General features: G+C 70.1%; 18 protein-coding genes. 5 read left to right on the forward strand and 13 right to left on the reverse strand.

All coding sequences use genetic code 11. The features are described from left to right. Positions 1-325 precede the first annotated feature (325 nt). The gene (locus IG94_RS0109390; RefSeq protein ID WP_031033319.1) at positions 326-673 is read left to right on the forward strand and encodes a hypothetical protein; all 348 of its coding nucleotides are present in this window, start codon (positions 326-328) and stop codon (positions 671-673) included. A gap of 73 nt (positions 674-746) precedes the next feature. Here the strand turns inward: IG94_RS0109390 and IG94_RS0109395 are convergent, their stop codons facing one another. Next, positions 747-1,202 carry an ATP-binding protein gene (locus tag IG94_RS0109395; protein ID WP_031033321.1) on the reverse strand — a complete coding sequence of 152 codons (456 nt, stop codon included), beginning with the start codon at positions 1,200-1,202 and terminating at the stop codon, positions 747-749. A gap of 142 nt (positions 1,203-1,344) precedes the next feature. On the opposite strand from IG94_RS0109395, the gene IG94_RS0109400 reads away from it, so the two are divergent. Next, on the forward strand, positions 1,345-2,220 hold the full coding sequence (locus IG94_RS0109400; protein WP_031033322.1) for a helix-turn-helix domain-containing protein: 876 nt from the start codon (positions 1,345-1,347) through the stop codon (positions 2,218-2,220). Next, positions 2,217-2,426 (forward strand): DUF397 domain-containing protein, encoded by a 210-nt coding sequence (locus IG94_RS0109405; RefSeq protein WP_031033323.1) that lies wholly within the window; start codon positions 2,217-2,219, stop codon positions 2,424-2,426. Before IG94_RS0109400 ends, IG94_RS0109405 begins: the two co-directional genes overlap by 4 nt. A gap of 8 nt (positions 2,427-2,434) precedes the next feature. On the opposite strand, the gene IG94_RS0109410 is transcribed toward IG94_RS0109405, so the two are convergent. From IG94_RS0109410 to IG94_RS0109430, 5 genes are all read right to left on the reverse strand, one after another. Further along, positions 2,435-4,027 carry a type I restriction-modification system subunit M gene (locus tag IG94_RS0109410; protein WP_052410608.1) on the reverse strand — a complete coding sequence of 531 codons (1,593 nt, stop codon included), beginning with the start codon at positions 4,025-4,027 and terminating at the stop codon, positions 2,435-2,437. Next, a complete protein-coding gene (locus IG94_RS0109415; RefSeq protein WP_031033326.1) occupies positions 4,024-5,478 on the reverse strand; it encodes a restriction endonuclease subunit S in 1,455 nt (484 codons plus the stop codon). The genes IG94_RS0109410 and IG94_RS0109415 overlap by 4 nt, the downstream gene beginning before the upstream one ends. Continuing rightward, positions 5,475-9,071 (reverse strand): type I restriction endonuclease subunit R, encoded by a 3,597-nt coding sequence (locus IG94_RS44030; protein ID WP_282916615.1) that lies wholly within the window; start codon positions 9,069-9,071, stop codon positions 5,475-5,477. The genes IG94_RS0109415 and IG94_RS44030 overlap by 4 nt, the downstream gene beginning before the upstream one ends. 119 nt (positions 9,072-9,190) lie before the next feature. Then, positions 9,191-9,589, reverse strand: a complete 399-nt coding sequence (locus tag IG94_RS0109425) for a DUF3592 domain-containing protein (RefSeq protein ID WP_031033329.1) — start codon at positions 9,587-9,589, stop codon at positions 9,191-9,193. Positions 9,590-9,700: 111 nt separating this feature from the next. After that, entirely contained in the window at positions 9,701-9,895 is a 195-nt protein-coding gene (locus IG94_RS0109430; protein WP_031033330.1) for a hypothetical protein, read from the reverse strand. Between the two features lie 187 nt (positions 9,896-10,082). Here IG94_RS0109430 and IG94_RS0109435 point away from each other — a divergent pair, with 187 nt between their 5' ends. Continuing rightward, entirely contained in the window at positions 10,083-12,209 is a 2,127-nt protein-coding gene (locus IG94_RS0109435; protein ID WP_031033333.1) for a S9 family peptidase, read from the forward strand. A gap of 175 nt (positions 12,210-12,384) precedes the next feature. Here IG94_RS0109435 and IG94_RS0109440 read toward each other — a convergent pair whose 3' ends face one another. The 6 genes from IG94_RS0109440 to IG94_RS0109465 all read right to left on the reverse strand — a co-directional run bounded on the left by IG94_RS0109440 (position 12,385) and on the right by IG94_RS0109465 (position 19,257). Then, on the reverse strand, positions 12,385-13,470 hold the full coding sequence (locus IG94_RS0109440; RefSeq protein WP_031033337.1) for an ABC transporter ATP-binding protein: 1,086 nt from the start codon (positions 13,468-13,470) through the stop codon (positions 12,385-12,387). After that, positions 13,463-14,446 (reverse strand): ABC transporter ATP-binding protein, encoded by a 984-nt coding sequence (locus tag IG94_RS0109445; RefSeq protein ID WP_031033339.1) that lies wholly within the window; start codon positions 14,444-14,446, stop codon positions 13,463-13,465. The genes IG94_RS0109440 and IG94_RS0109445 overlap by 8 nt, the downstream gene beginning before the upstream one ends. An 8-nt stretch (positions 14,447-14,454) precedes the next feature. Next, positions 14,455-15,441 carry an ABC transporter permease gene (locus IG94_RS0109450; protein WP_031033340.1) on the reverse strand — a complete coding sequence of 329 codons (987 nt, stop codon included), beginning with the start codon at positions 15,439-15,441 and terminating at the stop codon, positions 14,455-14,457. Beyond that, a complete protein-coding gene (locus IG94_RS0109455) occupies positions 15,434-16,357 on the reverse strand; it encodes an ABC transporter permease (RefSeq protein ID WP_031033341.1) in 924 nt (307 codons plus the stop codon). The genes IG94_RS0109450 and IG94_RS0109455 overlap by 8 nt, the downstream gene beginning before the upstream one ends. 9 nt (positions 16,358-16,366) lie before the next feature. Beyond that, positions 16,367-18,004, reverse strand: coding sequence for a peptide ABC transporter substrate-binding protein (locus IG94_RS0109460; protein ID WP_031033342.1), 1,638 nt, complete (start codon positions 18,002-18,004; stop codon positions 16,367-16,369). 350 nt (positions 18,005-18,354) lie between these two features. Then, complete coding sequence (locus tag IG94_RS0109465) at positions 18,355-19,257, reverse strand: AraC family transcriptional regulator (protein ID WP_031033344.1); 903 nt, start codon at positions 19,255-19,257, stop codon at positions 18,355-18,357. 91 nt (positions 19,258-19,348) lie between these two features. Here IG94_RS0109465 and IG94_RS0109470 point away from each other — a divergent pair, with 91 nt between their 5' ends. Continuing rightward, a complete protein-coding gene (locus tag IG94_RS0109470; RefSeq protein ID WP_031033345.1) occupies positions 19,349-20,398 on the forward strand; it encodes an acyl-CoA dehydrogenase family protein in 1,050 nt (349 codons plus the stop codon). Between the two features lie 178 nt (positions 20,399-20,576). Here IG94_RS0109470 and IG94_RS0109475 read toward each other — a convergent pair whose 3' ends face one another. Continuing rightward, positions 20,577-21,701, reverse strand: a complete 1,125-nt coding sequence (locus IG94_RS0109475) for an ABC transporter ATP-binding protein (protein ID WP_031033347.1) — start codon at positions 21,699-21,701, stop codon at positions 20,577-20,579. Positions 21,702-21,727: the final 26 nt, after the last annotated feature.

Raw genomic sequence — 21,727 nt, forward strand, 5'->3', positions numbered from 1 at the left:
ACAGGAGATGTTCACCCGCCCGAGTGAGCCCCCGAGGTTGCGCGGTCACGGACGGAAGGGTCGGGTTTGGTGGGTTGCTTTCTCCCGAGTCTTTTGTCTTTCAGTCGCCGACGGCACCGGAGCGCGGGGAAGCGGGTTCCGGCACACGATGACACAGAGGCAGGCGTACGGGAGTGCGTCCTCCCGGGATTGAATGTGGGATGTGCTGCTCGTGTGCAAGCCTCGGACGCATGAGTGCCGAGGACCTGCGATACACGGAGGCAGCCGAGCCGTCCGTGCTCCGCGCCGCCGCCTGACCGGCCGCCGAAGGAAGAGACCGCTCCTCATGACCACCGCATCCCCGAACAGCGGATCGTCCGTCCCCTCCATGCCCGAGCGGACCCCGAAGGCACTGCGGGCCGCCATCGCGCAGCACGCGCCGCAGCTCCTCGTCGACTTCGACCGGCACTGGCGCCGCGACATCGCCGACGCCTACGACCTGGCCCCCGTCCCCGCCTTCATGGCCCGCTGGTGGGGCGAGTACGCCCTTAGCCGCGATTCCGCGCTGGAGGCGCGCGTCCACCGGCTGGAGGACGACGCGGCACAGGAACCCGACTACACCCGCGCGAAGGCGATGATCGAGGAAGCCGGACGCATCCGCCGCGCTGCCGCCAAGGCGGAACCCGGCCAGTGACCGACGACTTCATGGGCCCGCCCCGGCAGGCTGACTGGACCCGGGAAGTCAAGGACACGAAGTTCCTTGGTCATCAGCCGCCACCGAGACCGGAGCGCGAGGATTCGGGTTCCGGTGGCGCGTAGCGCAGTTCCGCCCAGACGGTCTTGTGCGGGAACCGCCCCTCGACGACGCCCCAGCGGTCGGCCAGCGCCTCGACGAGCAGCAGGCCCCGCCCCGACTCACCCGCCGCCTCGGGCACTTGCGGCACGGGCATCCGGTCACCACGCGTGTCGGTGACCTCGATGCGGAGCGTGTCACCGACGACCAGGAGCGTGAGGCGGAAGCTGCGTCCGGGGAGCCGGCCGTGGGTGGCCGCGTTGGCCGCCAGCTCGGCGACGACGTGGCTCGCCGCCTCGTCGGGCATGCCCCAGTTCCGCAGCGCGTTCACCGTGAGCAGGCGTGCGAGGCGGGCGCCGCGCGGAGTGGACGACAGCAGCATGGAGAAGTCGCGGCCCGTGCACTCGACTTCCTGAGTTTCCTGATTCACGTCACTCAGCGTGGCGGCTCGGACGTACCGTGACGAGTGATTGCCCTGTTACGTAGAGCCACGGTCCAACGCTTGTCCAACGCTGTCCGGACTGTAGACACGGCTCCCCCAGCGCAGGGTTCGGCACTACGGAGGGGCACGCATGTCGGTGAGCGACGAGGCGGCGCAGGCCGGGACCGAGACGGACGAGCCCGGCTGGGAGGTGGACCAGGACGACGACTGGGCGCTGGCCGTGATCACCACGGTGGGCCGCCAGTTGAGGCTCCGCCGGGAAGCCGCCGAGATGCGGGTCGGTGACTTCGCCCAGGCCGTCGGGTACGGCGAGGACCTCGTGTACAAGATCGAGAGCGGGAAGCGCATCCCCCGGCCCGAGTACCTGGACATGGCGGACGAGGTGCTGAACGCCGGTGGACTCATCGCCGCGATGAAGGAGGACGTGAAGAAGGTCCGGTATCCGAAGAAGGTTCGGGATCTCGCGCAGATGGAGGCTCGGGCGGTGGAGATCGGAGTCTACGAGTGCAGCAGCATCGCGGGGTTGTTGCAGACGCCCGCGTATGCACGCGCTCTGTTCGAGGTCCGGCAACCCCCGTATTCAGTCGATGAGGTGGATCGCCTGGTGGCCGCTCGCATGGCACGCCTGTCCATTTTCGATCGTTCACCGGCGCCTTCCCTGAGTTTCGTCGTCGAGGAGGCGGTCCTCCGCCGACGAGTTGGGGGCACAATGGAACGGAAGCAGCAGTTCGAACGCCTGCTGGAGGTGGGGCGATTGAACAACGTAGCGCTTCAAGTCATGCCGCTGAGCAGCGTCGCTCACCCGGGCATGAGCGGCAGGATCGAACTACTGAAGTTCGAGGACGGTACCGCTGTGGGCCGCTCTGACGGCGCGTTCAACGGCCGTCCGACGTCTGATCCAAGGCAGCTGCGGATTCTCGATCTTCGGTATGGCACGATCCGGGCGCAGGCTCTTCCGCCCGGGGAGACACTCGCCCTCATCGAGAAACTGCTTGGAGAGACATGATCCACGAGGCACCCAACAGGGCCACGATCGCTCTGGACTGGTTCAAGAGCAGCTACAGCAGCGGCCCTGAGGGCGATTCCTGCGTCGAGATCGCCACCGTGCCCGGCACTGTGCACGTCCGTGACTCGAAGGACGTCGAGGGGCCCCGGCTGGCCTTCGCCCCCGCCGCGTGGGCCGGCTTCGTGCCGTACGCGGCCGGGGGCTGATCCGGCACCTACTCGACCTCGACCTCCGGTACGTCCACGTCGCCGCCCAGGGAGCGGGCGATGGCGGTGAACTCGTTCAGGGCGGACTGTAGGTCACGGACGATCTCCTCGGCGATCACCTCGGGCGGCAGGCCGCTGTCGGCGTCCTCGAGGGTGGGGTCCTTCATCCACTTGATGTCGAGGTTGACCTTGTCGATGGCGAGCAGCTCGTCGTAGGTGAACTTCTTGAAGGGGCCATTCTCGTCCTCGGACTCGACGCGGGAGGAGACGGGCTCACCCGCACGGTAGGCCGCGACGAAGTCGTCCAGATGAGCACGCGTGAGCGGGCGCCGTTTGAGCGTGAAGTGCTGGCCCGTGCGGAAGTCGTACACCCACGTTTCGGAGGTGTGGGGCTTGCCGTCTGCGCGGGGGGCCTTCTTGTCGAAGAAGAGGACGTTGGCCTTGACGCCGTCCGCGTAGAAGATGCCCGTGGGCAGCCGCAGGATGGTGTGGAGGTCGAACTCGTCGAGCAGCTTGCGGCGGATCTTCTCACCCGCGCCGCCTTCGAAGAGGATGTTGTCGGGCAGGACGACGGCAGCGCGTCCGCCGACGGCCGTGAGCGACATGATGTGCTGGAGGAAGTTGAGCTGCTTGTTGGTGGTCGTGGCGGTGAAGTCGTCGCGGTCGTACTCGGTCTCCTGCTTGCTCGCCTCGCCGTCCTGACCGATGACGGTGATCGCGGACTTGCGTCCGAAGGGCGGGTTCGCGAGGACGAGCGTCGCGTGCTTGCCGCTGGGCTTGTCGGCGAGGGCGTCTCCGACGGTGATCAGGCTCGGCCCGTCGCTGGTACCGATGCCGTGGAGCAGCATGTTCATCGCGGCGAGGCGGGCGGTGCCGGTGACGAGTTCGTTGCCCCAGATCTTGCGGCCCTCGTCGTACGCCTTCCGCTCGTCGAGCGACATGGTGCCCATGTGGTGTTCGCGGATGTAGGCGTGGGCGGCGATCAGGAAGCCGCCAGTACCGCAGGCGGGGTCGGTGATGGTGTCCTCCGGCCCGGGGCGCATGACGTCGACCATGGCGTCGATGAGCGGGCGGGGGGTGAAGTACTGACCGGCGCCGGTCTTGGTGTCCGAGGCACCCTTGTTCAGGAGGCCCTCGTAGGCGTCGCCCTTGAGGTCGACGCCGGTCATCGCCCAGTCTTCGCGGCCGATCAGCTCGACGACGAGCTTTTCGAGGAGGGCAGGCTTGGTGATGCGGTTCTGGGCCTCGTCGAAGATCGTCCCGATGGTGGTCTCGGGACGGCTGCCCAGGTTTTCGAGGACGGCTCGGTAGTGCTTCTCCAGCTCGACGCCGCGCTTGCCTACGAGGGACTTCCAGTTGTACTCGGCAGGGACGACGGCGCTCATGTCGCGCCCCTCCCACGGGTCGTTCTCGCTCTCGTCGACCATCTTGAGGAAGAGCAGGTAGGAGAGCTGCTCGACGTACTCGATGGTGGACATGCCGTTGTCGCGGAGGACGTTGCAGTAGTTCCAGAGCTTGGCGACGAGGGTGTTCGTCTGGGCGACGGCCTGCGCCGTCTTGGCGGGCTCGGGCTGCTGGGCTTCTACGGGGGCGGCGGTCACAGCTCGAACTCCTGCTGTACGGCGAGGGCGGGGGCAGTGGTCGGTTCAGGGGCGGTCACATCGGCGACGCGCTGAGCGGGCGGCTTGGCCGCGGTCTTACGGGCCCGCTTGGGCTTGGGTTGCGCGGCGCGCTCGGCTGCGATGCGGGCGAGCAGCCGGGGGGCTGGCTCGTCTTTTGAATCCTGCGGCACCAGGCATCCGTTGAAGGCGGTGCGCAGGAGTGCGCGACGAAGCCCGTCCGACCGCTTCCTCGCACGGTCCAGCTCCGCAGAGAGACGGGAGACTCGGTCGAACTGCTCCTGCACTTCAGCGACGACCCGCTTCTGAGCGTCCAGGGACGGAACGGGGATTCGGAAGTTTTCAATCGCCGATTGATCGATTTTCGGCATGGAACCGGCGAGCCCTTTAGCACGAGACTTGAAGTACGAACGCCCATCGCGACTCTGTAGAACCAGAGTCGCGTACTCGGGGAGAACGCCCTCGCATACTCGAACACGGATCAGCAAGTCCGGAAAAATGGCCCACCCGTTATCCCCGGCATACATAGCGGCTGTTCCGACCAGGTCTGGTGTATTCGACCTCTGGACGAGAATGTCCCCCCTGGTCAGCCACAAGTCACGCACTCGATGCGGGTCGGCGACCGTCAGCTTCGTGTTCTCGTCGCTGAAGTCTCCCTGTGTAACGGCTGTCAGGTTGAGTGTGCGAATCCCGCCCGGGTCTGTGGTCGCCTTCGCCGAATGCCCATTGCGCAGCGGCTCTTTCAGAACATCAGCGAGCCGCCTGACGGGCGAATCGCCGACGCTCTCCAGCGCTGCCGACAGGGCCGCCGCCCTCAGTCCTCGCACACGCCGAGAACTGGCTTCGACACTGACGACAGCGGCGTCCAAGCGCGACAACTGCTCTTCCAACATCTCAACGATCCGCCACTGCTCTGCGAGCGGGGGCACGGGAACAGGGATCGACCGCATCGCCGCCAGCCCCAGACGGGGCCTACCCACGCCCTTGATCAGCGCACTTGTACGAACCTGCGTCTGCGGCGCGCGCAGCGCATAGTAGACCCACTTGGTCACCACCGCAGGGTGCAGTCTCGCCCGAATCACGTCCGCCTTGACGATGGCCGGCTCATCTAGTTTCGGAAGGATCGCTACACGAGGCAGCGTCTCCCCCAGCGATGCGAGAAGCAGATCTCCCTCAGCGGCTTCGTGAGCCCGAAGACTCTCGAAGTGGGCAAGATTGATATAGGCCCGCTCATCTCGGAACTGGCCGTCACCGATGTTCTGAAGCCGGAGGACGCGCGCACCGCTATCCGTATAGTGAGCGGATTTCAGGTTGGAGCCGAACGGGCCATCCGTTATGGCACGTGGCTCACACGCCAGGAGGTCCTCCAACGTGCTCCAAACCCACCCCGCCGGAAGATCCCTCTCCCCGTCCACGTCACCGCTCTCGCTCAAGCCAGTTCCTGATTCAGCTCATCCAACAGTTCCAACGCCCGGTCCTTGTCGCCGAAGGCCTTCATGAACCCCCGACCACCACCCCGCTCCGAGAACGGGGCCACGGAGAACTCACCGGGCTCCATACCGACGTCGGCCGCGATGGCGTTCTTTATGCGCTCCAGCCACCACAGCTGGTCCTCGGTGAACAGCACGCCCGCCTGCCGCTGCCGGAGCAGCCAGCCCTCGAAGCGCTCCTCGACCACCGTACGGTACGGCGTCAGCTCGTCGTCCGCGCCGAGCTCGAAGCGGATGATCCGGATGAGGTCGCCCAGCCCCGCTTCCTTGCCGGGGCCGGCCGTGGCCCTGCCGAGCTCTGTGTAGTGGTCCCACAGGACACCCGTCGTCCAGGAACGGTTCGTCGCGCGGATACGGCCGGCCAGTTCGCGCAGGGCGGCCCTCGCCTCGCTCGGCGCGAGCCGGACCCCGCTGCCGAGGGCGACCTGGATCGCGGCGTTCTGGTCCCGCTGCTCCTTCTCCAGCAGTGAGTTCCAGTCGGCGAGTTCCTTGGCCGCGCGCTCCTCCCTGGGGATCTCGCGCAGCTCGGTGATCTTCACCTCGGTCGTCTCGTCGTAGGTGAGATCCTGCTGGTGGCGGATCTCCAGGATCAGCTTGCGCAGTTCGGGGCGGGCGGTGAGCGGGGCGATCGCGTCGTGGACGAGTTGCCGGGCCTGCTCGGGGCCGCCCTCGTGCCGGGCCTGGTCCTGGGTGTCGACGTCCACCGCGTCGGTGATGCGGCGGGCCAGGTCGGCCAGGCTCGTACCGCCGGACGCCTCGGCGATGAGGGACCGTTCCTCCGTGCCGAGCTGGCGGTCGATGCGGGCCAGGCGGCGGGCCAGGGTCTCCGCCTCGTCGGCGGTCAGGGAACGGGTGCCGGCCTTGTCGAGGAGCTTGGCGAGGGGGATGCCGCGCTGGGCGCCGGCCGGAATCAGCGGGCGGGCGTCGACGAGCGGGGAGTCGGTGACGCCGACCGCGTCGATGACGACGAAACGGTCCTTCCTGAGGTCGGCCGCCGCCTCCGGGGTGACCGCCTTCAGCTCGTCCGCGTCGATGGAACGGGCCCCTCTGCCCTTCATCTGCTCGAACATGACGGGGCTCTTCACCGACCGCAGGAAGATCACGCACTCCAGCGGCTTCACGTCCGTGCCGGTGGCGATCATGTCGACGGTGACGGCGATCCGCAGCCGGGGCGAGTTGCGGAGGTCGTTGATCAGGGCCTCCGGGTCGTCGCCGTTGTCCCGGGACCGGTAGGTGATCTTCTTGGCGAACTCGTCGCCCCGGCCGAAGACCTCCTTGGCCTGCTTGAGGACCTCGTCGGCGTGGTCGTCGTAGGGCCCGGCGAAGACCAGGGTCTTCGGGAGGTCGGCGCGGCCCGGGAACCAGCGCCGCCAGTTGTCCCGGTAGAGGGTCAGGACGGCGCGGACCTCGTCCTCGGTGATGACCGTGCGGCCGATCTGCGGGGCGGTGTAGGTGAAGTCCTCGTCGAGTTCCTCGTAGCGCTGGTCGCGGGTCTCCCGGTCGCGGATGCGGACCGTGGTACCGGCCTCGATGGTCGCGACGGCGCCCTCGTCCCGCAGGTCGGTCTTGACCCGTACGACGTCGAAGTCGACGTTGACGCCGTCGGCGACGGCCTGCTGGAAGGTGTAGCGGGAGACCTCGTTGTGGTCGAAGAAGCCCTTGGTCTGCCGGGTGGGCGTGGCGGTGAGGCCGACGAGGTGGGCGTCGAAGTAGTCCAGGACGCCCCGCCACAGGCCGTAGATGGAGCGGTGGCACTCGTCGACGACGATGACGTCGAAGGACTCGACGGGGACGTCCGGGTTGTACCCGACCGTGATCGGCTTGTCCGTCACGTAGGCGTTGTTGAGGGGTGAGGACCTCTTGTCCTCCTGGTCCTCAGCCGCCGGGGAGTCGTCCAGGGGGTCACCCTTGAGGAGGGCGTACATGCGCTGGACCGTCGAGATGACGACGGAAGAGGTCTCCTGGAGGCCGCCGCGGCCCAGCATGTCGACGTTGTAGAGGTCGGTGAGCTTCCGGTTCTCGTCCGGGGTGCGGTACTTGTCGAACTCCGCGCGGGCCTGGCGGCCGAGGTTGTTGCGGTCGACGAGGAACAGGATCCGGCGGGCCCCGGCGTGGCGGAGCAGGCGGTAGGTCTCGGTGACGGCCGTGAAGGTCTTCCCGGCCCCGGTGGCCATCTGGATCAGGGCGCGCGGCCGGTCGGCGGCGAGCGAGCTCTCCAGGCCGGTGATCGCCTCGACCTGGGCCATCCGCAGACCGTGGGTCTCCAGCAGCGGCATCGCGGTGCGCAGGGCGGCGCGGAAGGTCGGAGCGTCCGGGTGCTCGTCGGCGTACCGCATCCACGCCGCGAGGGTCTCGGGGCGGTGGAAGGCGAAGACCTCGCGTGAGCGGGCGTCCGGATCGGTGCGGTTGAGAAAGTAGGTCTCGATGCCGGTCGTGGCGTAGCGGAAGGCGAAGGGCTCGTCGCGACGCCACACGGCCATCGCGTGCTCTTTGAGTACGCCCGCCGCGTACCGCTCGTTCTGCGCGAGAGCCCCGGCGAGCGGGGTTCCCTCGCGCTTGGCCTCGATGACGCCGGCGATCCTTCCGTCGACGTAGAGGACGTAGTCGGCGCGGCCGGTGGCGAGGGTGAACTCCCGCACCGCCACGCCCGTGCCCGCCAGCGGGTTGGCGTCGGCCTTGTCCTGGACGTGCCAGCCGGCGCCGGTGAGCATCGCGTCGATCTTCTCGCGGGCCTGCACCTCGTTGAGCGGGGCGGGGCGCTGGGCCCGCTCCACGATGATGTCGCGGGTGGCGGTGGCGACGGGGCGGGGCCTGAGCCGCTCACGGTCGTACCGCTGCTGGTGTGCCGCGCGCAGATCGGTGATCTTGGCGCGCAGTTCGTCGAGCTGGGCGGCGTACGAGGCCTTGGCCTGCTCCGCGTTGGCGATGATGCGCTCGGCCTCCGCGCGGGCCCGGCGCTCGGCCTCCAGGCGGTCGCCGACCTCCGAGAGCTTCACGCGGGACTGGGCGAGGGTGCGCTGATGCCCCGCCAGCGCCTCGCGCAGCTCCGCGATCTCCTCGGGGTCGGTCTCCGGAGTCGGGGCGGGGAGCGTGGGCGGGACGAAGGCGGTCACGGCGCGGGTGCCGCCCATGGCCCGGTCGAAGAGGTCGCCCAGCTGCCAGCACAGCTTGAGGGCCTCCAGGGCCATGGTGGTGTCGAAGAGATGCTGGTGCGCGGCCTCGTTGCGGCCCCGGCGGAGCTGGTGGAAGGCGTCGCGGCTCCAGCCGCCGAGGACGTCCGCCCGGGTGAGCGCCTCGATGCGGTCGATCTGACGGGTGCCCGAGACACGCGTGCCCGTGCGGGTGACGAACTCCTCGGCCAGCACCTCGCCGAACTGCCCGGCGCTGACGTAGGCGGCGTTCGGGTTGGTCAGGACGGTCAGCTCGGCCTGGGAACCGTAGATGGCGAGCAGCGCCTGATACTCGTACAGGCGGCCGAAGTTGGGGGAGGCTTTCGCCAGTTCCCGGAGTCTTCTGTCCACACTGTCGTCGTCCACGCCCGCCCCTGGATCCTCGCCGCTCCCGATGGCCTCACTCTACGGAGCCTTGGCGCGGCGGGGCAGCAGAACAGGCCGACAGAGGCGCTACCGCCGCGTCCACGCCTGGCCCGGGGCCGTCAACCCGTCACCCCGATCACCACGCCGAGCCCCAGGAAGAGCAGGCCCATGGCCACGATGAAGAGGACGGGGCCGGTCATGTGGCGGCGGGTGAAGACGCGGGCCGCCTGGGGGTTGTGGGGGAGGTAGACCACGGGGACCTGGCGGCCGGTCGGCAGGCCCATCCCGGCGCCGCGCATGCTCGGCGTGAACTCCACGCGGTAGCCGTGCTGGTCGGCGAAGGCGATGACCGGCGCCCAGCTGGGGCTGCTGCTCCTGGGCTCCTGCACCCGGACGTTGTCGACCACCATGCCGGTGGTGCGGATTCCGTGGCGGCGCAGCCGGCGTACCCGGGCCGCGTCGTACAGTCCGGCCCACAGGAGCAGTACGCCGACCACGCTGCAGACCAGGGCGCCCATCACGGCGCCATCACGGTTTTCGGCATGTCTCGGTGCCTCCGTCTCCCCGGGATGCTTCGTGTCCGGGGAGAGGGACGACGCCGACGTGCCGGTCGGTTGCGGACGCGGAGATCAGAAGCTGATGCTGCCGATCATCCCCGCGATGTTCGTCGTGACCTCGCTGATCGTGGGAGCGATCGTCGAGGAGGCCAGGTAGAAGCCGAGAAGCATGCACACCACCGCGTGGCCCGTCTTCAAGCCTGATTTCTTCACCAGCAGGAAGACGATGATCGCCAGCAGCACAACCGCCGAAATCGAGAGTGCCACGGCGGCTCACCTCCAATGGGCCCAGGGACATGGGGGGGTCGGTCGCAGTCAGAGCTTGGGGCAGGCAAATCCGCAGAGCGAGCACCTGGTTGATACCCACCATGCGTCAGTGATCATAACTATCCGCACGCGCGCATCTCTCGGCGCACGGCCGCACAAGGGGGCGCATGGCCAATATGGTCGAGGTATGACGACCGAGTCCGACTCCTTCCCCAAACGGCACGCGCGCACCCAGCGGTTCACGCTCGGCGCGCCGCGTTCGTTCACCGTGGCACCCGACGGTTCACGGGTCGCCTTCCTGCGCTCCGGCACCGGTACGGACCGGGCCAACTCCCTCTGGGTGCTCGACGTCGAGGAGGGGGCCGAGCGCGTCGCCGCCGACCCGCGGGCCCTCCTGGGAGGCGCCGAGGAGCGCCTGTCGCCCGAAGAGCGGGCGCGGCGCGAACGCAGCCGTGAGGGCGGTGCCGGCATCGTCGGCTACGCCACCGACGCGGCGGTCGAGCTGGCCGCCTTCGCGCTGTCGGGGCGGCTGTACGCGGCGGAGCTGGGCTCCGGCAGCGTGCGTGAACTGGCCGCGCCCGGACCGGTGATCGACCCCCGCCCCGCCCCCGACGGGCGGCACGTCGCCTACGTCGCCCGGGGCGCCCTCCGGGTCGTGGGCGCCGAGGGGGACGGGGACAGGGCCCTGGCCGAGGCGGACGGCGAGGGCGTCGCGTACGGGCTCGCGGAGTTCGTCGCGGCCGAGGAGATGGGCCGCAACCGGGGCTTCTGGTGGAGCCCGGAGTCGGACCGGCTGCTGGTCGCGCGGGTGGACGACACGCCGGTCCAGCGCTGGTGGATCTCCGACCCGGCCCGTCCCGAACGTGATCCGCAGCGCGTGCCGTACCCGGCGGCGGGCACCCCCAACGCGGACGTACGGCTGTTCCTCGTCGGTCTCGACGGGGAGCGCACGGAGGTCCGCTGGGACCGGGCGCGGTACCCGTACCTGGCGCGCGTGCACTGGTCGTCGGCGGGCGCGCCGCTCCTCCTCGTACAAGCGCGCGACCAGCGCAGCCAGTTGTTCCTGGCCGTGGACACCGAGTCCGGGTCGACCCGGATGGTGCACGCCGACGAAGATCCAATTTGGCTGGAACTCTTCCCCGGCGCGCCCTGCTGGAGTCCGTCCGGGCAGTTGGTGCGGATCGCCGACGAGGGCGGGGCGCGCGTGCTCGCGGTCGGTGAACGTCCGCTCACCGGAGCCCAGTTGCATCTGCGGGCGGTGCTGGACGTCGGCGCCGACGACGTGCTGGTCTCCGCGTCGGCGGGCGAGGAGGCGGCCGAGGCGGAGCCGGGCGAGGTGCACGTCTACCGGGTCAACGAACTCGGCGTGGAGCGCGTCTCCCAGGAGCCCGGCGTGCACACGGCGGCCCGCGCGGGAGGCGTGACCGTGCTGGTCTCCGCGACGCTCGACCGGCCCGGGGCCCGGGCCCACGTGCTGCGGGACGGGAAGCAGACGGCGACCGTCGCCTCGTACGCCGAAGACCCCGGTCTGACCCCGCGCGTGACGCTCACCCAGGGGGGCGCACGCCGCGTCCCGTGCGCCGTGCTTATGCCGACGGACTACCACGGTGACACCCCCCTTCCCGTACTCCTGGACCCCTACGGTGGCCCGCACGGTCAGCGGGTGGTCGCCGCGCACAACGCCCACCTCACCTCGCAGTGGTTCGCCGACCAGGGGTTCGCGGTGGTCGTCGCCGACGGGCGCGGCACTCCCGGGCGCTCCCCCGCCTGGGAGAAGTCCGTCAGGGACGACATCGCCGCCGTCGTGCTCCAGGACCAGGTGGACGCGCTGCACGCGCTCGCCGCCGACTTCCCGCTGGATCTGGACCGGGTCGCGATCCGGGGCTGGTCCTTCGGGGGCTATCTGGCCGCCCTGGCGGCGCTGCGCCGGCCGGACGTCTTCCACGCCGCCGTCGTCGGCGCTCCGGTCACCGACCTGCGGCTCTACGACACCCACTACCAGGAGCGGTATCTCGGCGACCCCGCCGAGCGGCCCGAGGTCTACCGCCGGAACTCGGTGATCGACGACGCGGGCCTGGTCGACGCGGCCGAGCCGCACCGGCCCATGATGGTGATCCACGGGCTGGCCGACGACAACGTGGTGGTCGCGCACTCCCTGCGGCTGTCCTCGGCCCTGCTCGCGGCCGGCCGCCCGCACGAGGTGCTGCCGCTGTCCGGCGTCACCCACATGACCCCGCAGGAGTCGGTCGCCGAGAACCTGCTGCGGCTGCAGGTGGACTTCCTCAAGCGGTCGCTGCCGGCACCGAAGCGGTAGCGGCCCCGCTCCGAAGCGGGACCCCGTGCGGGCCTGCGCGTCACCCGTACGGCAACGGGCTTAACACGCGGGCAACTTCGGCGAAGCCGCTCCGATATACGGACGCGTGAGGCTGTTCCGCGTACGGCCGTGCGGGTGCCGTAAGCGGGCCGGGGAACCTGTCTCCCCGGCCCGCTCATTTTCCGAAGCGGTCCCCGGACGACCGATGGGGACCCTCGCCGGGCTCCTCCGGCGGGACCACCTGCTTCTCCTCGGCGAAGTGGCAGGCCGAGTCGTGGGCCGCGGGGCCGGAGACGGAGCGGAACTCGGCGGGGACCGCCAGGGCCGGCACCTCCAGGGCGCACCGCTCCCGCGCCTTCCAGCACCGGGTGCGGAAGCGGCAGCCGGAGGGGATGTTGGTCGGGGAGGGGACGTCACCGGCCAGGATGATCCGCTCGCGGTGCTCCCGGGCCTGCGGGTCGGGCACCGGCACGGCGGAGAGCAGCGCCTGCGTGTAGGGGTGGGTCGGGTGGTCGTAGATCTCCGCGTCCCGGCCCGTCTCCACGATGCGCCCCAGGTACATCACGCCGACCCGGTCCGAGATGTGCCGGACGATCGAGAGGTCGTGGGCGATGAAGATGTAGGACAGGTCGAACTCGCTCTGGAGGCGGGCGAGGAGGTTGATGACCTGGGCCTGGACCGAGACGTCGAGGGCGGAGACCGGCTCGTCGGCGACGATGATCTCCGGGCGCAGCGCCAGGCCCCGCGCGATGCCGATGCGCTGGCGCTGGCCGCCGGAGAACTGGTGGGGGTAGCGGTTGATGTACTCCGGGTTCAGGCCGACCACGTCCAGCAGGTCCTGGACCCGCCCCCGCCGGTCGCCCTTCGGGGCCACCTCGGGGTGGATGTCGTACGCCTCGCCGATGATGTCGCCGACGGTCATGCGGGGGTTGAGGGAGGTGTAGGGGTCCTGGAAGACCATCTGGATGTTGCGGCGCACGGACTTCAGCGCCCGCCCCGACAGGCGGGTGATGTCCTCGCCCCGGTAGCGGATCTCGCCCGCCGTCGGCCGTTCCAGGTTGACCAGCATCTTGGCGACCGTGGACTTGCCGCAGCCGGACTCGCCGACGATGCCGAGGGTCTCGCCGCGGGCCAGTTCGAAGTCCACGCCGTCGACGGCCTTCACCGCGCCGACCTGCTTCTTGAGGAGGATGCCGGAGGTCAGCGGGTAGTGCTTGACCAGACCGCGGACTTCGAGGAGTGGCTCGGTGGTCTCAGGCATGCAGGCACTCCCTCCAGAAGTGGCAGGCGCTGCCTCGCTCCGCGTCGGACTCCGTGACGTCGTAGAGCGGGGGTACGTCGGTGCGGCAGACGTCCTGGGCCATGGGGCAGCGGGGGTGGAAGGCGCAGCCGGGCGGGATGCGGGTGAGGTTGGGCGGCAGGCCCTTGATGGCGTACAGCTCCTGGCCCTTCTGGTCCAGGCGCGGGATGGATTCCAGCAGGCCGCGGGTGTAGGGGTGGGCCGGGGCCTTGTAGATGTCGTGGACGGGTGCCGCCTCCACGATCCGGCCCGCGTACATGACGGCGATCTTGTCGGCGACGTCGGCGACCACCCCGAGGTCGTGGGTGATGAGGATCAGGCCCATCCGCAGTTCGCGCTGGAGCTCCGCGAGCAGGTCCATGACCTGCGCCTGGACGGTGACGTCGAGGGCGGTGGTCGGTTCGTCGGCGATGATCAGCTTGGGCTCCAGGGCCATCGCCATGGCGATCATGATGCGCTGGCGCATGCCGCCGGAGAACTGGTGCGGATACTGCCGCACCCGCTCCCTGGCCGCCGGGATCCGCACCCGGTCCATCAGCTCGACGGCCTTGGCGTGGGCGTCCTTGCGGGACATGCCGCGGTGCACGGTGAACATCTCGGCGAGCTGGGCGCCGACGGTCAGCACGGGGTTCAGGGCCGACAGCGCGTCCTGGAAGATCATCGCCATCTCGGCACCGCGGACCTTCCGGCGTTCCTCCTCCTTCAGCTTCAGCAGGTCCCGGCCCTCGAAGAGGATCTCCCCCGCGGTGATCCGGCCCGGCGGGACGTCGAGGATGCCCATGACCGTCTGGGCGGTGACGGACTTGCCGGAGCCGGACTCCCCGAGGACGGCGAGGGTCTCGCCCGCGTCCACGCCGTAGCTGACGCCGTTGACGGCCTTGGCCACACCGTCGCGGGTGTGGAACTCCACGTGCAGGTCGCGCACTTCGAGCAGCATGCGGCGGCTCACCTCAGCTTCGGGTCGAGGGCGTCGCGCACCGCGTCGCCGAGCATGATGAACGCGAGGACCGTGACGGCGAGCGCGCCCGAGGGCCACAGCAGCGCGTGCGGGGCGTTGCGGACGTAGGGAGCGGCGGCCGAGATGTCGATGCCCCAGGAGACGCTGGGCGGCTTGAGGCCGACGCCGAGGAAGGACAGGGTCGCCTCCAGGGAGATGTACGTGCCGAGCGCGATGGTGGCCACGACGATCACGGGGGCGATCGCGTTGGGCGCGATGTGGCGGAGCAGGAGGCGGGAGTTGGAGGCTCCCAGCGCCCGCGCCGCCTGGACGTAGTCGTTCTGCTTGGCGGTGATGACGGAGCCGCGGGCGATGCGGGAGATCTGCGGCCAGCCGAGCAGCACGATGAAGCCGATCACCGGCCAGACGGTGTTGCTGGTGATGACGGAGAGCAGCACGAGGCCGCCGAGGACGACTGGGATCGCGAAGAAGACGTCGGTGATCCGGGAGAGGACCGCGTCCCCCGCGCCGCCGAAGAACCCGGCGAGCCCGCCGAGGACGCTGCCGAGGAGGGCGACGCCGAGGGTGGCGAGGATGCCGACGGCCACCGAGGTGCGGGCGCCGTAGACGGTGCGGGTGTAGACGTCGCAGCCCTGGCCGTTGAAGCCGAAGGGGTGGCCCGGCTGGGAGCCCTCCTGGGCCTTGGCCAGGTCGCACTTGAGGGGGCTCCCGGAGGCGATCAGGGACGGCCACAGGGAGATGACGACCAGGAAGAGGATCACCAGCGCCGAGATGATGAAGACGGGGTTGCGGCGCAGGTCGTGCCAGGCGTCGGTCCAGAGGCTGCGGGGCCGCTCGTGCGGGTTCGTCCCGTCCGGCCCCGGCGGCTGCTCCAGCGTGGCCGCCTCGCTGGTGCCGAGGTCCATCGTGGCGCCCATGCCGGTGCCGGCTACCGCCCGCTCGGGCTCGTGGGGCTCCTGCCGCGGTTCAGGCATAGCGGATCCTCGGGTCGAGTACGGCGTACAGGAGGTCGACGACGAGGTTGGCGACCAGGAAGACCAGCACGAGGACGGTGACGAAGCCGACCACCGTCTGCGTGTTCTGGCGCAGGATGCCCTGGTAGAGCTGGTAGCCGACGCCGTGGATGTTGAAGATCCGCTCGGTGACGATGGCGCCGCCCATCAGGGCGCCGATGTCGGTGCCGATGAAGGTGACGACGGGGATGAGGGAGTTGCGCAGCAGGTGCCGGGTGATGACCCGGTGGCGCGGCAGGCCCTTGGCGATGGCGGTGCGGACGTAGTCGGAACGCCGGTTCTCCGCGATGGACGTACGGGTCAGCCGGGTGACGTACGCCAGGGAGACCGACGCGAGGACCAGGCCGGGGACGATCAGCTCGTCCAGGGGTGCCGCGGAGGAGACGGCCGGGTTGATCCAGCCCCACTTGACGCCGAGCAGCAGCTGGAGCAGCAGGCCGGTGACGAAGGTGGGCACGGAGATGACGACCAGGGTGAGCAGCAGCACCCCGGTGTCGACGGGGCGGCCGCGGCGCAGGCCGGTGACGACGCCGAGGACGATGCCGACGACGATCTCGAAGACGATCGCCACGACGGTCAGCCGGATGGTGACCGGGAACGCCGTGCCCATCAGCTCGGTCACCGGCTGGCCGTTGAAGGCGGTGCCGAAGTCGCCGGTGAAGACGTTGCCCATGTAGGTGACGTACTGCCGCCACACGGGCTGGTCGAGGCCGAACTCGTGCCGCAGCTGCGCGGCCGTCGCGGGGTCGCACTCCCGGTCGCCGCACAGGCCCGCGATGGGGTCGCCCATCACGTTGACCATGAGGAAGATCAGCAGCGTGGCCCCGATGAAGACCGGGATCATCTGGAGCAGCCGCCGGACGACGTAGCGTCCCATGGCGCCCCCTCAGCCGACCTTGATCTCGTTGTAGACCGGGACGCTGAACGGGTTGAGCTTGACGTTCGAGAGCCGGTCGGAGTAGCCGGCGCTGCCGTTCTGGTACCAGAGCGGGATGGCCCCCATGTCGTCCCTCAGGACCTCCTCGGCCTGCTGGAACGACTTGATGGCCGCCGCGGTGTCGGTCTCCCCGTTGGCCTTGTCGATCAGGTCGTCGAACTTCTGGCTGGAGTACTCGCCGTCGTTGGAGGAGGCGTTGGTGTAGTAGAGCGGCTGGAGGAAGTTCTGGATGAGCGGGTAGTCCATCTGCCAGCCGGAGCGGAAGGGGCCGCTCATCTTCCGGTCGGTGATCTGGTTGCGGAAGTCGGCGAAGGTGCCGACCGGGTTGCCGACGCAGGCCTTGTCGTTGTCCAGGGCGTTGTTGATCGAGTTGCAGACCGCGTCCACCCACTGCTTGTGGGAGCCGGTGTCGGCGTTGTACGTGATCTTCACCTGGCCGCCGGGCAGCCCGCCGCCCTCCTTGACCAGTTTCTTCGCCTCTTCGGCGTTGTACTCGCAGGCCTCGCCGCACAGACCGGCCTTGTAGCCGCCGTCCTCGCCGAGGACCGGCGAGGTCCAGTCGGTGGCCGGGGTGCGGGTCTGCTGGAAGATCGTGTCGGTGATCTGCTTGCGGTTGATCGCCATGGACAGGCCCTTGCGGACCTTCTCGGAGCCGGACTTGTTCCAGGCGTCGTCGTAGTACGGGAAGGCGAGGGTCTGGATGATGCCGGCCGGGGTGTTGATGTACCGGTCGCCGAGGTCGTTCTTGACGTTCTTGAGCTGGGCGGCGGGCACGTCGTCGACGAGGTCGAGGTTGCCGGCCATCAGGTCGGTGTAGGCCGTGTTGTTGTCGGTGTAGACCTTGAGGTCGACGCCGCCGTTCTGGGCCTTGTCGTCGCCGGGGTACTGCTCCCACTTGCGCAGCGACATCTGGGAGCCGCGGGTGTAGTTGTCGACCTGGTAGGGGCCGTTGCCGACGGGCTTCTTCAGCCAGGCGTCGTGGTCGTCGAAGAACGCCTTGGGCAGCGGCGCGAAGGCCGGGTAGCCGAGGGTGTCGGGGAACGTCGAGAACTTCTGGCTGAGCTTGATCGTGAAGGTGCGCGCTCCGGTGACCTTCAGCCCGGAGAGGGTGTCGGCGCTCTGCTTGCCACCGTCTTCGGGGTGCGCCTTTTCGTAGCCGTCGATGTAGGCGAAGAAGTAGGCGTTGCGCTGGTTGTTCTTCAGGCTCGCGCCGTAGTTCCAGGCGTCCACGAAGGACTGGGCGGTGACCTTCTCGCCGTTGCTGAAGGTCCAGCCGTCCTTGACGGTGACGGTGAAGTTCTGCGAGTCGGAGGTCTCGATCTTCTCGGCGAGCATGTTCTGCGCCTCGCCGGACTCGGGGTCGTACCTCTTGAGCCCCCGGAAGATCATGTCGAGGACCTTGCCGCCCTGGACCTCGTTGGTGTTGGCCGGCTCCAGCGGGTTCTGGGGGTCGCCCCAGGAGGAGCTGAGTACGGCACCGCTGTCTCCGCCGCCGTTGCCTCCCCCGCCCCCGCCTCCGCAGGCCGTCGCCGCGAGGGCTGCCGCCGCCGCGCAAGCGGCCCATTTGGCGTGCGTGGCTCCGCGCATGGAGTGCCTCCTCGTGCCCTGACTCGTCCGCCGGTGCGTTTCGGTCAGCTTCGGGGCGAGGTCCGCTCGGCGCACATTCGTGCCGTCCGGACGGGTGGCGGGGGTACGCCGAACGGGCGGCACGAGGGAGCGCGGGCACTGACCGCCGCGTACCTGTGCGCCCTCGTCCTGGGCTGTCCCCGCCGCCGCGCACCGGCCACGGCGGCGCCCGCGGGCCCGGGGGCGACGGAGACGCCCGGGTGCCGCGCGTGGCGGCGGAGGGCTCACTCGGCCGCGGCGGCGGATCACCTGCCGCGCGCACGGGAGTCCGTTGCCGCTCTGGAGTGCACGGCGGCGCGGCTACGCCGGTCTCAGCCTCCGGCGAGCAGGACCGGGGTGCGGCGGAAACCGCCGGGGGACGTCCCGTGCTCGCGGCGGAACGCGGCGGAGAAGGCGAACTCGCTGGTGTAGCCGACCTGACGCGCGATCGCCGCGAGCGGGGCGTCCGACTCGCGCAGCAGGCGCGCCGCGCGGCCGAGGCGCCACGTCGTCAGGTACTTCATCGGCGGCATGCCGATCACCGCGGTGAACCGGCGCGTGAACGCGGTGCGCGGCATGGCCGCCGCCGAGCTCAGCTGATCCATCGTCCACGCCCGCTGCGGGTTCTCGTGGATCTCGCGCAGCGCCGCGGCGATTCCGGGGTCGTCGGCGCGCGGCCGGCCGGAGGTGTCCTGCTCGTCGTGCCACTGGCGCAGCACCTCGGCGAGGACCAGGTCGAGGAGTGCGGGCAGGGTCGCGCCGGTGCCCGGGCCGGTTCCGGCAGCGATGTCCGCCGCGAGGAGGTCCATCAGCGCGCGCAGCCGCGGGAGGCGCTCGTACTCCGGTGACACCGCGATGAGGTCCGGCAGCGCGCGCAGGTACTGCGGGGCGCTGCCGTGCTCGAACCGGTAGGCACCGCACAGGAACTCGAAGTCCGCCGGCCCCGGTTCCGGCGGGACGGGACCCATCACGCACTCCGGCAGGTCCGCCAGCGCGCGCGGGGTGGCGGACAGTCCGTGCGCGGCGCCGGACGAGCTGAGCACGACGTCGCCGGGCCCGAGCCGGACCGGCTCGCCGTGCTCGGTGATCAGCCAGCAGGTGCCGCGCCGCACGATGTGGAACCCGCTGCCGGTGAACGCCGAGAACCGCAGGCCCCGCGGGTCGGTCTGCCGGATCAGCCGGGCGCCCGCACTGCCGACGCGCACGGTGCGGATCACCTCGCTGATCAGGTCCATGCGGCCGATCGTAGCAACGCGCACAGGCGCGTATGGACCGGCGGCGTCCGCGTATGGCCGCCGGTGCGAAACCGGTGCTTGGGTCGATGGCGTGATCAACGACGCTGGCACGACGCGCGACGTTCTGCGCGCTCACGCCGAGAAGACCGAACAGAACGAACGCCCGGCACCGGAGAGCCTGGAGGCGATGCGAGAGGCCGGGGACTTCGCGTTGCGGACACCCCGGGAGCACGGGGGAACGGGGGCGGGCGCCGAGGCCGTGGCCCGTCGCCTGACCGCGCTGGGGCAGGCCTGCCCGTCGTCGGCGTGGGTCGCCGGAACGTGCGCGACGGGCAAGAGTCTCGCGGCCGCGGCCTTCCCGGGCTCCGAAGAGCTGTTCGCCGACCCCGACGCGGTCTTCTGCGGTTCGGGTGTGCCCGGAGCGCGGGGCGTCCGGGACGCTGACGGGGTGCGGGTGACCGGCCGCTGGCCGAACGTGTCGGGTTGCGAGGACGCGTCCTGGGCCTCGCTCGCGGTGGTGGTGGACGGCACGTTCTGCTTCGCCGTGATCCCGGTGGCGGATCTGACGGTCGACCGGACCTGGCAGATGGCCGGGATGCGCGGCACCGGCAGCCACACGCTCGTCGCCGAGGACCTGCCGGTACCCGCGTCGCGGGTCGTGGCGGCGGCCCCGTTCGGACTGAACGACCTGATGCTGTACTCGATGACGGTGCTCGCCCCGGTGATCGGCGGTGCGCGGGGCGCCCTCGACGCCACCCACGCGATGTTCGCCTCGGACCGCAAGCCGTTCATGAGCGCGTACACGTCGATGAGGGAGTCGCCGGGCGCGCGGCACTGGCTCGCGGAGGCGGCGCACCTGGTGGACCGGGCCGAGGCGACGATGCTGTCGGTCGCACGGGAGTCCGACACGCGCGCACTGTCCGAAGCGGACGGCGCGCGGCTGCGCATGGCACTGGCGGACGCGGGCCGGGACGCCCGTACCGCCGTTGACCGGCTACTCGATCTCGGCGGCGCCGGCGGCTTCCGCACGGCGAACGTGCTGCAGCGCTTCTGGCGGGACGTGTCCGTCGGCAGCCGCCATCCGCACCTGAACCCGTATCTGGCGGTGGAGCGCTACGGGAGCGCACTGGCGGATGCCTGAGAGTCGATGAGCCCGTACCCGGGTCGGGGTACGGGTGCGTGGCGGTGCCCGGCGCGGGCGGGCGCCCCCGGCGTGGGTGTCGGCCGGGGGCGGGTGCGCCGGCCGGGTGCCGCTGCGCCCACCCGCCCCGCCCCGCTCCAGCGGCACGACTGCCCGGGGCGGCGGGGCGGAACCGGCGTCAGGCGTCCGTGTTCGCTTCCAGGGCCTTCAGGCCCGGGTCCATGACGACGTCCTCGGCCCTGGCCTCCGTCGTGCCCTCCTCGGGGAAGTGGCAGGCCGTCAGGTGGCCCTCGCGGTTGCCGGAGATCTGCACGAGCGGCGGCTCCTCGGTCGCGCACTTGTCCTGCGCCTTCCAGCACCGGGTGCGGAAGCGGCAGCCGGACGGCGGGGAGATCGGCGACGGGACGTCGCCCTCCAGCCGGATGCGTTCCCGCTTCTCGGCGTCGAGGTCCGCCTCGGGCACGGCCGACAGGAGCGCGTGCGTGTACGGGTGGCGGGGGCGGTTGTAGAGCGAGTCGCGGTCCGCGATCTCCACGACCTTGCCCAGGTACATCACTGCGACACGCTGCGAGAAGTGCCGCACGATCGCCAGGTCGTGGGCGATGAAGACGAACGCGATCCCCATCTCCCGCTGCACCTCCTGGAGGAGGTTCACCACCTGGGCCTGGATCGAGACGTCCAGGGCGGAGACCGGCTCGTCGGCGACGATGAGCTTCGGCTGCAGGGCGACGGCGCGCGCCACGCCGATGCGCTGGCGCTGGCCGCCGGAGAACTCGTGCGGGAAGCGGTTGTAGTGCTCCGGGTTGAGACCCACGATCTCCAGGAGCTCGCGGACCCGCTTCTCCCGGCCGCCGGGCGGGTTGATCCCGTTGATCTCCATCGGGCCCGAGATGATCGTGCCGACGGTCTGCCGCGGGTTCAGCGACGCGTACGGGTCCTGGAAGATCATCTGGATCTCGGACCGGATCGGCGCCAGTTCCCGCCGGTTGGCCCGGGAGATGTCCTTGCCGCGGTACTCGATGGTGCCCTGCGTGGGCTCGTACAGCCGGGTCAGCAGCCGCCCCGTGGTCGACTTGCCGCAGCCGGACTCCCCGACGAGGCCCAGGCTCTCGCCCGGGAAGACCTCGAAGTCGACGCCGTCGACGGCCTTGACGTGGCCGACGGTGCGCTTGATCGGGAAGCCGCCCTTGATCGGGAAGTACTTCGAGAGGCCGCTGACCTTGAGCAGCGGCGCGGTGTCGCCGTCCCGCTGCTGCGGGAAGGTGTCGGCCACCGCTGTGGTCGTCTTGGTGTTGTCGCTCATGGTGATGCCCCAGTCGCCGGTTTCCG

The sequence above is a fragment of the Streptomyces olivaceus genome, from assembly GCF_000721235.1.
GTDB classification, from domain to species: Bacteria; Actinomycetota; Actinomycetes; order Streptomycetales; family Streptomycetaceae; genus Streptomyces; species Streptomyces olivaceus.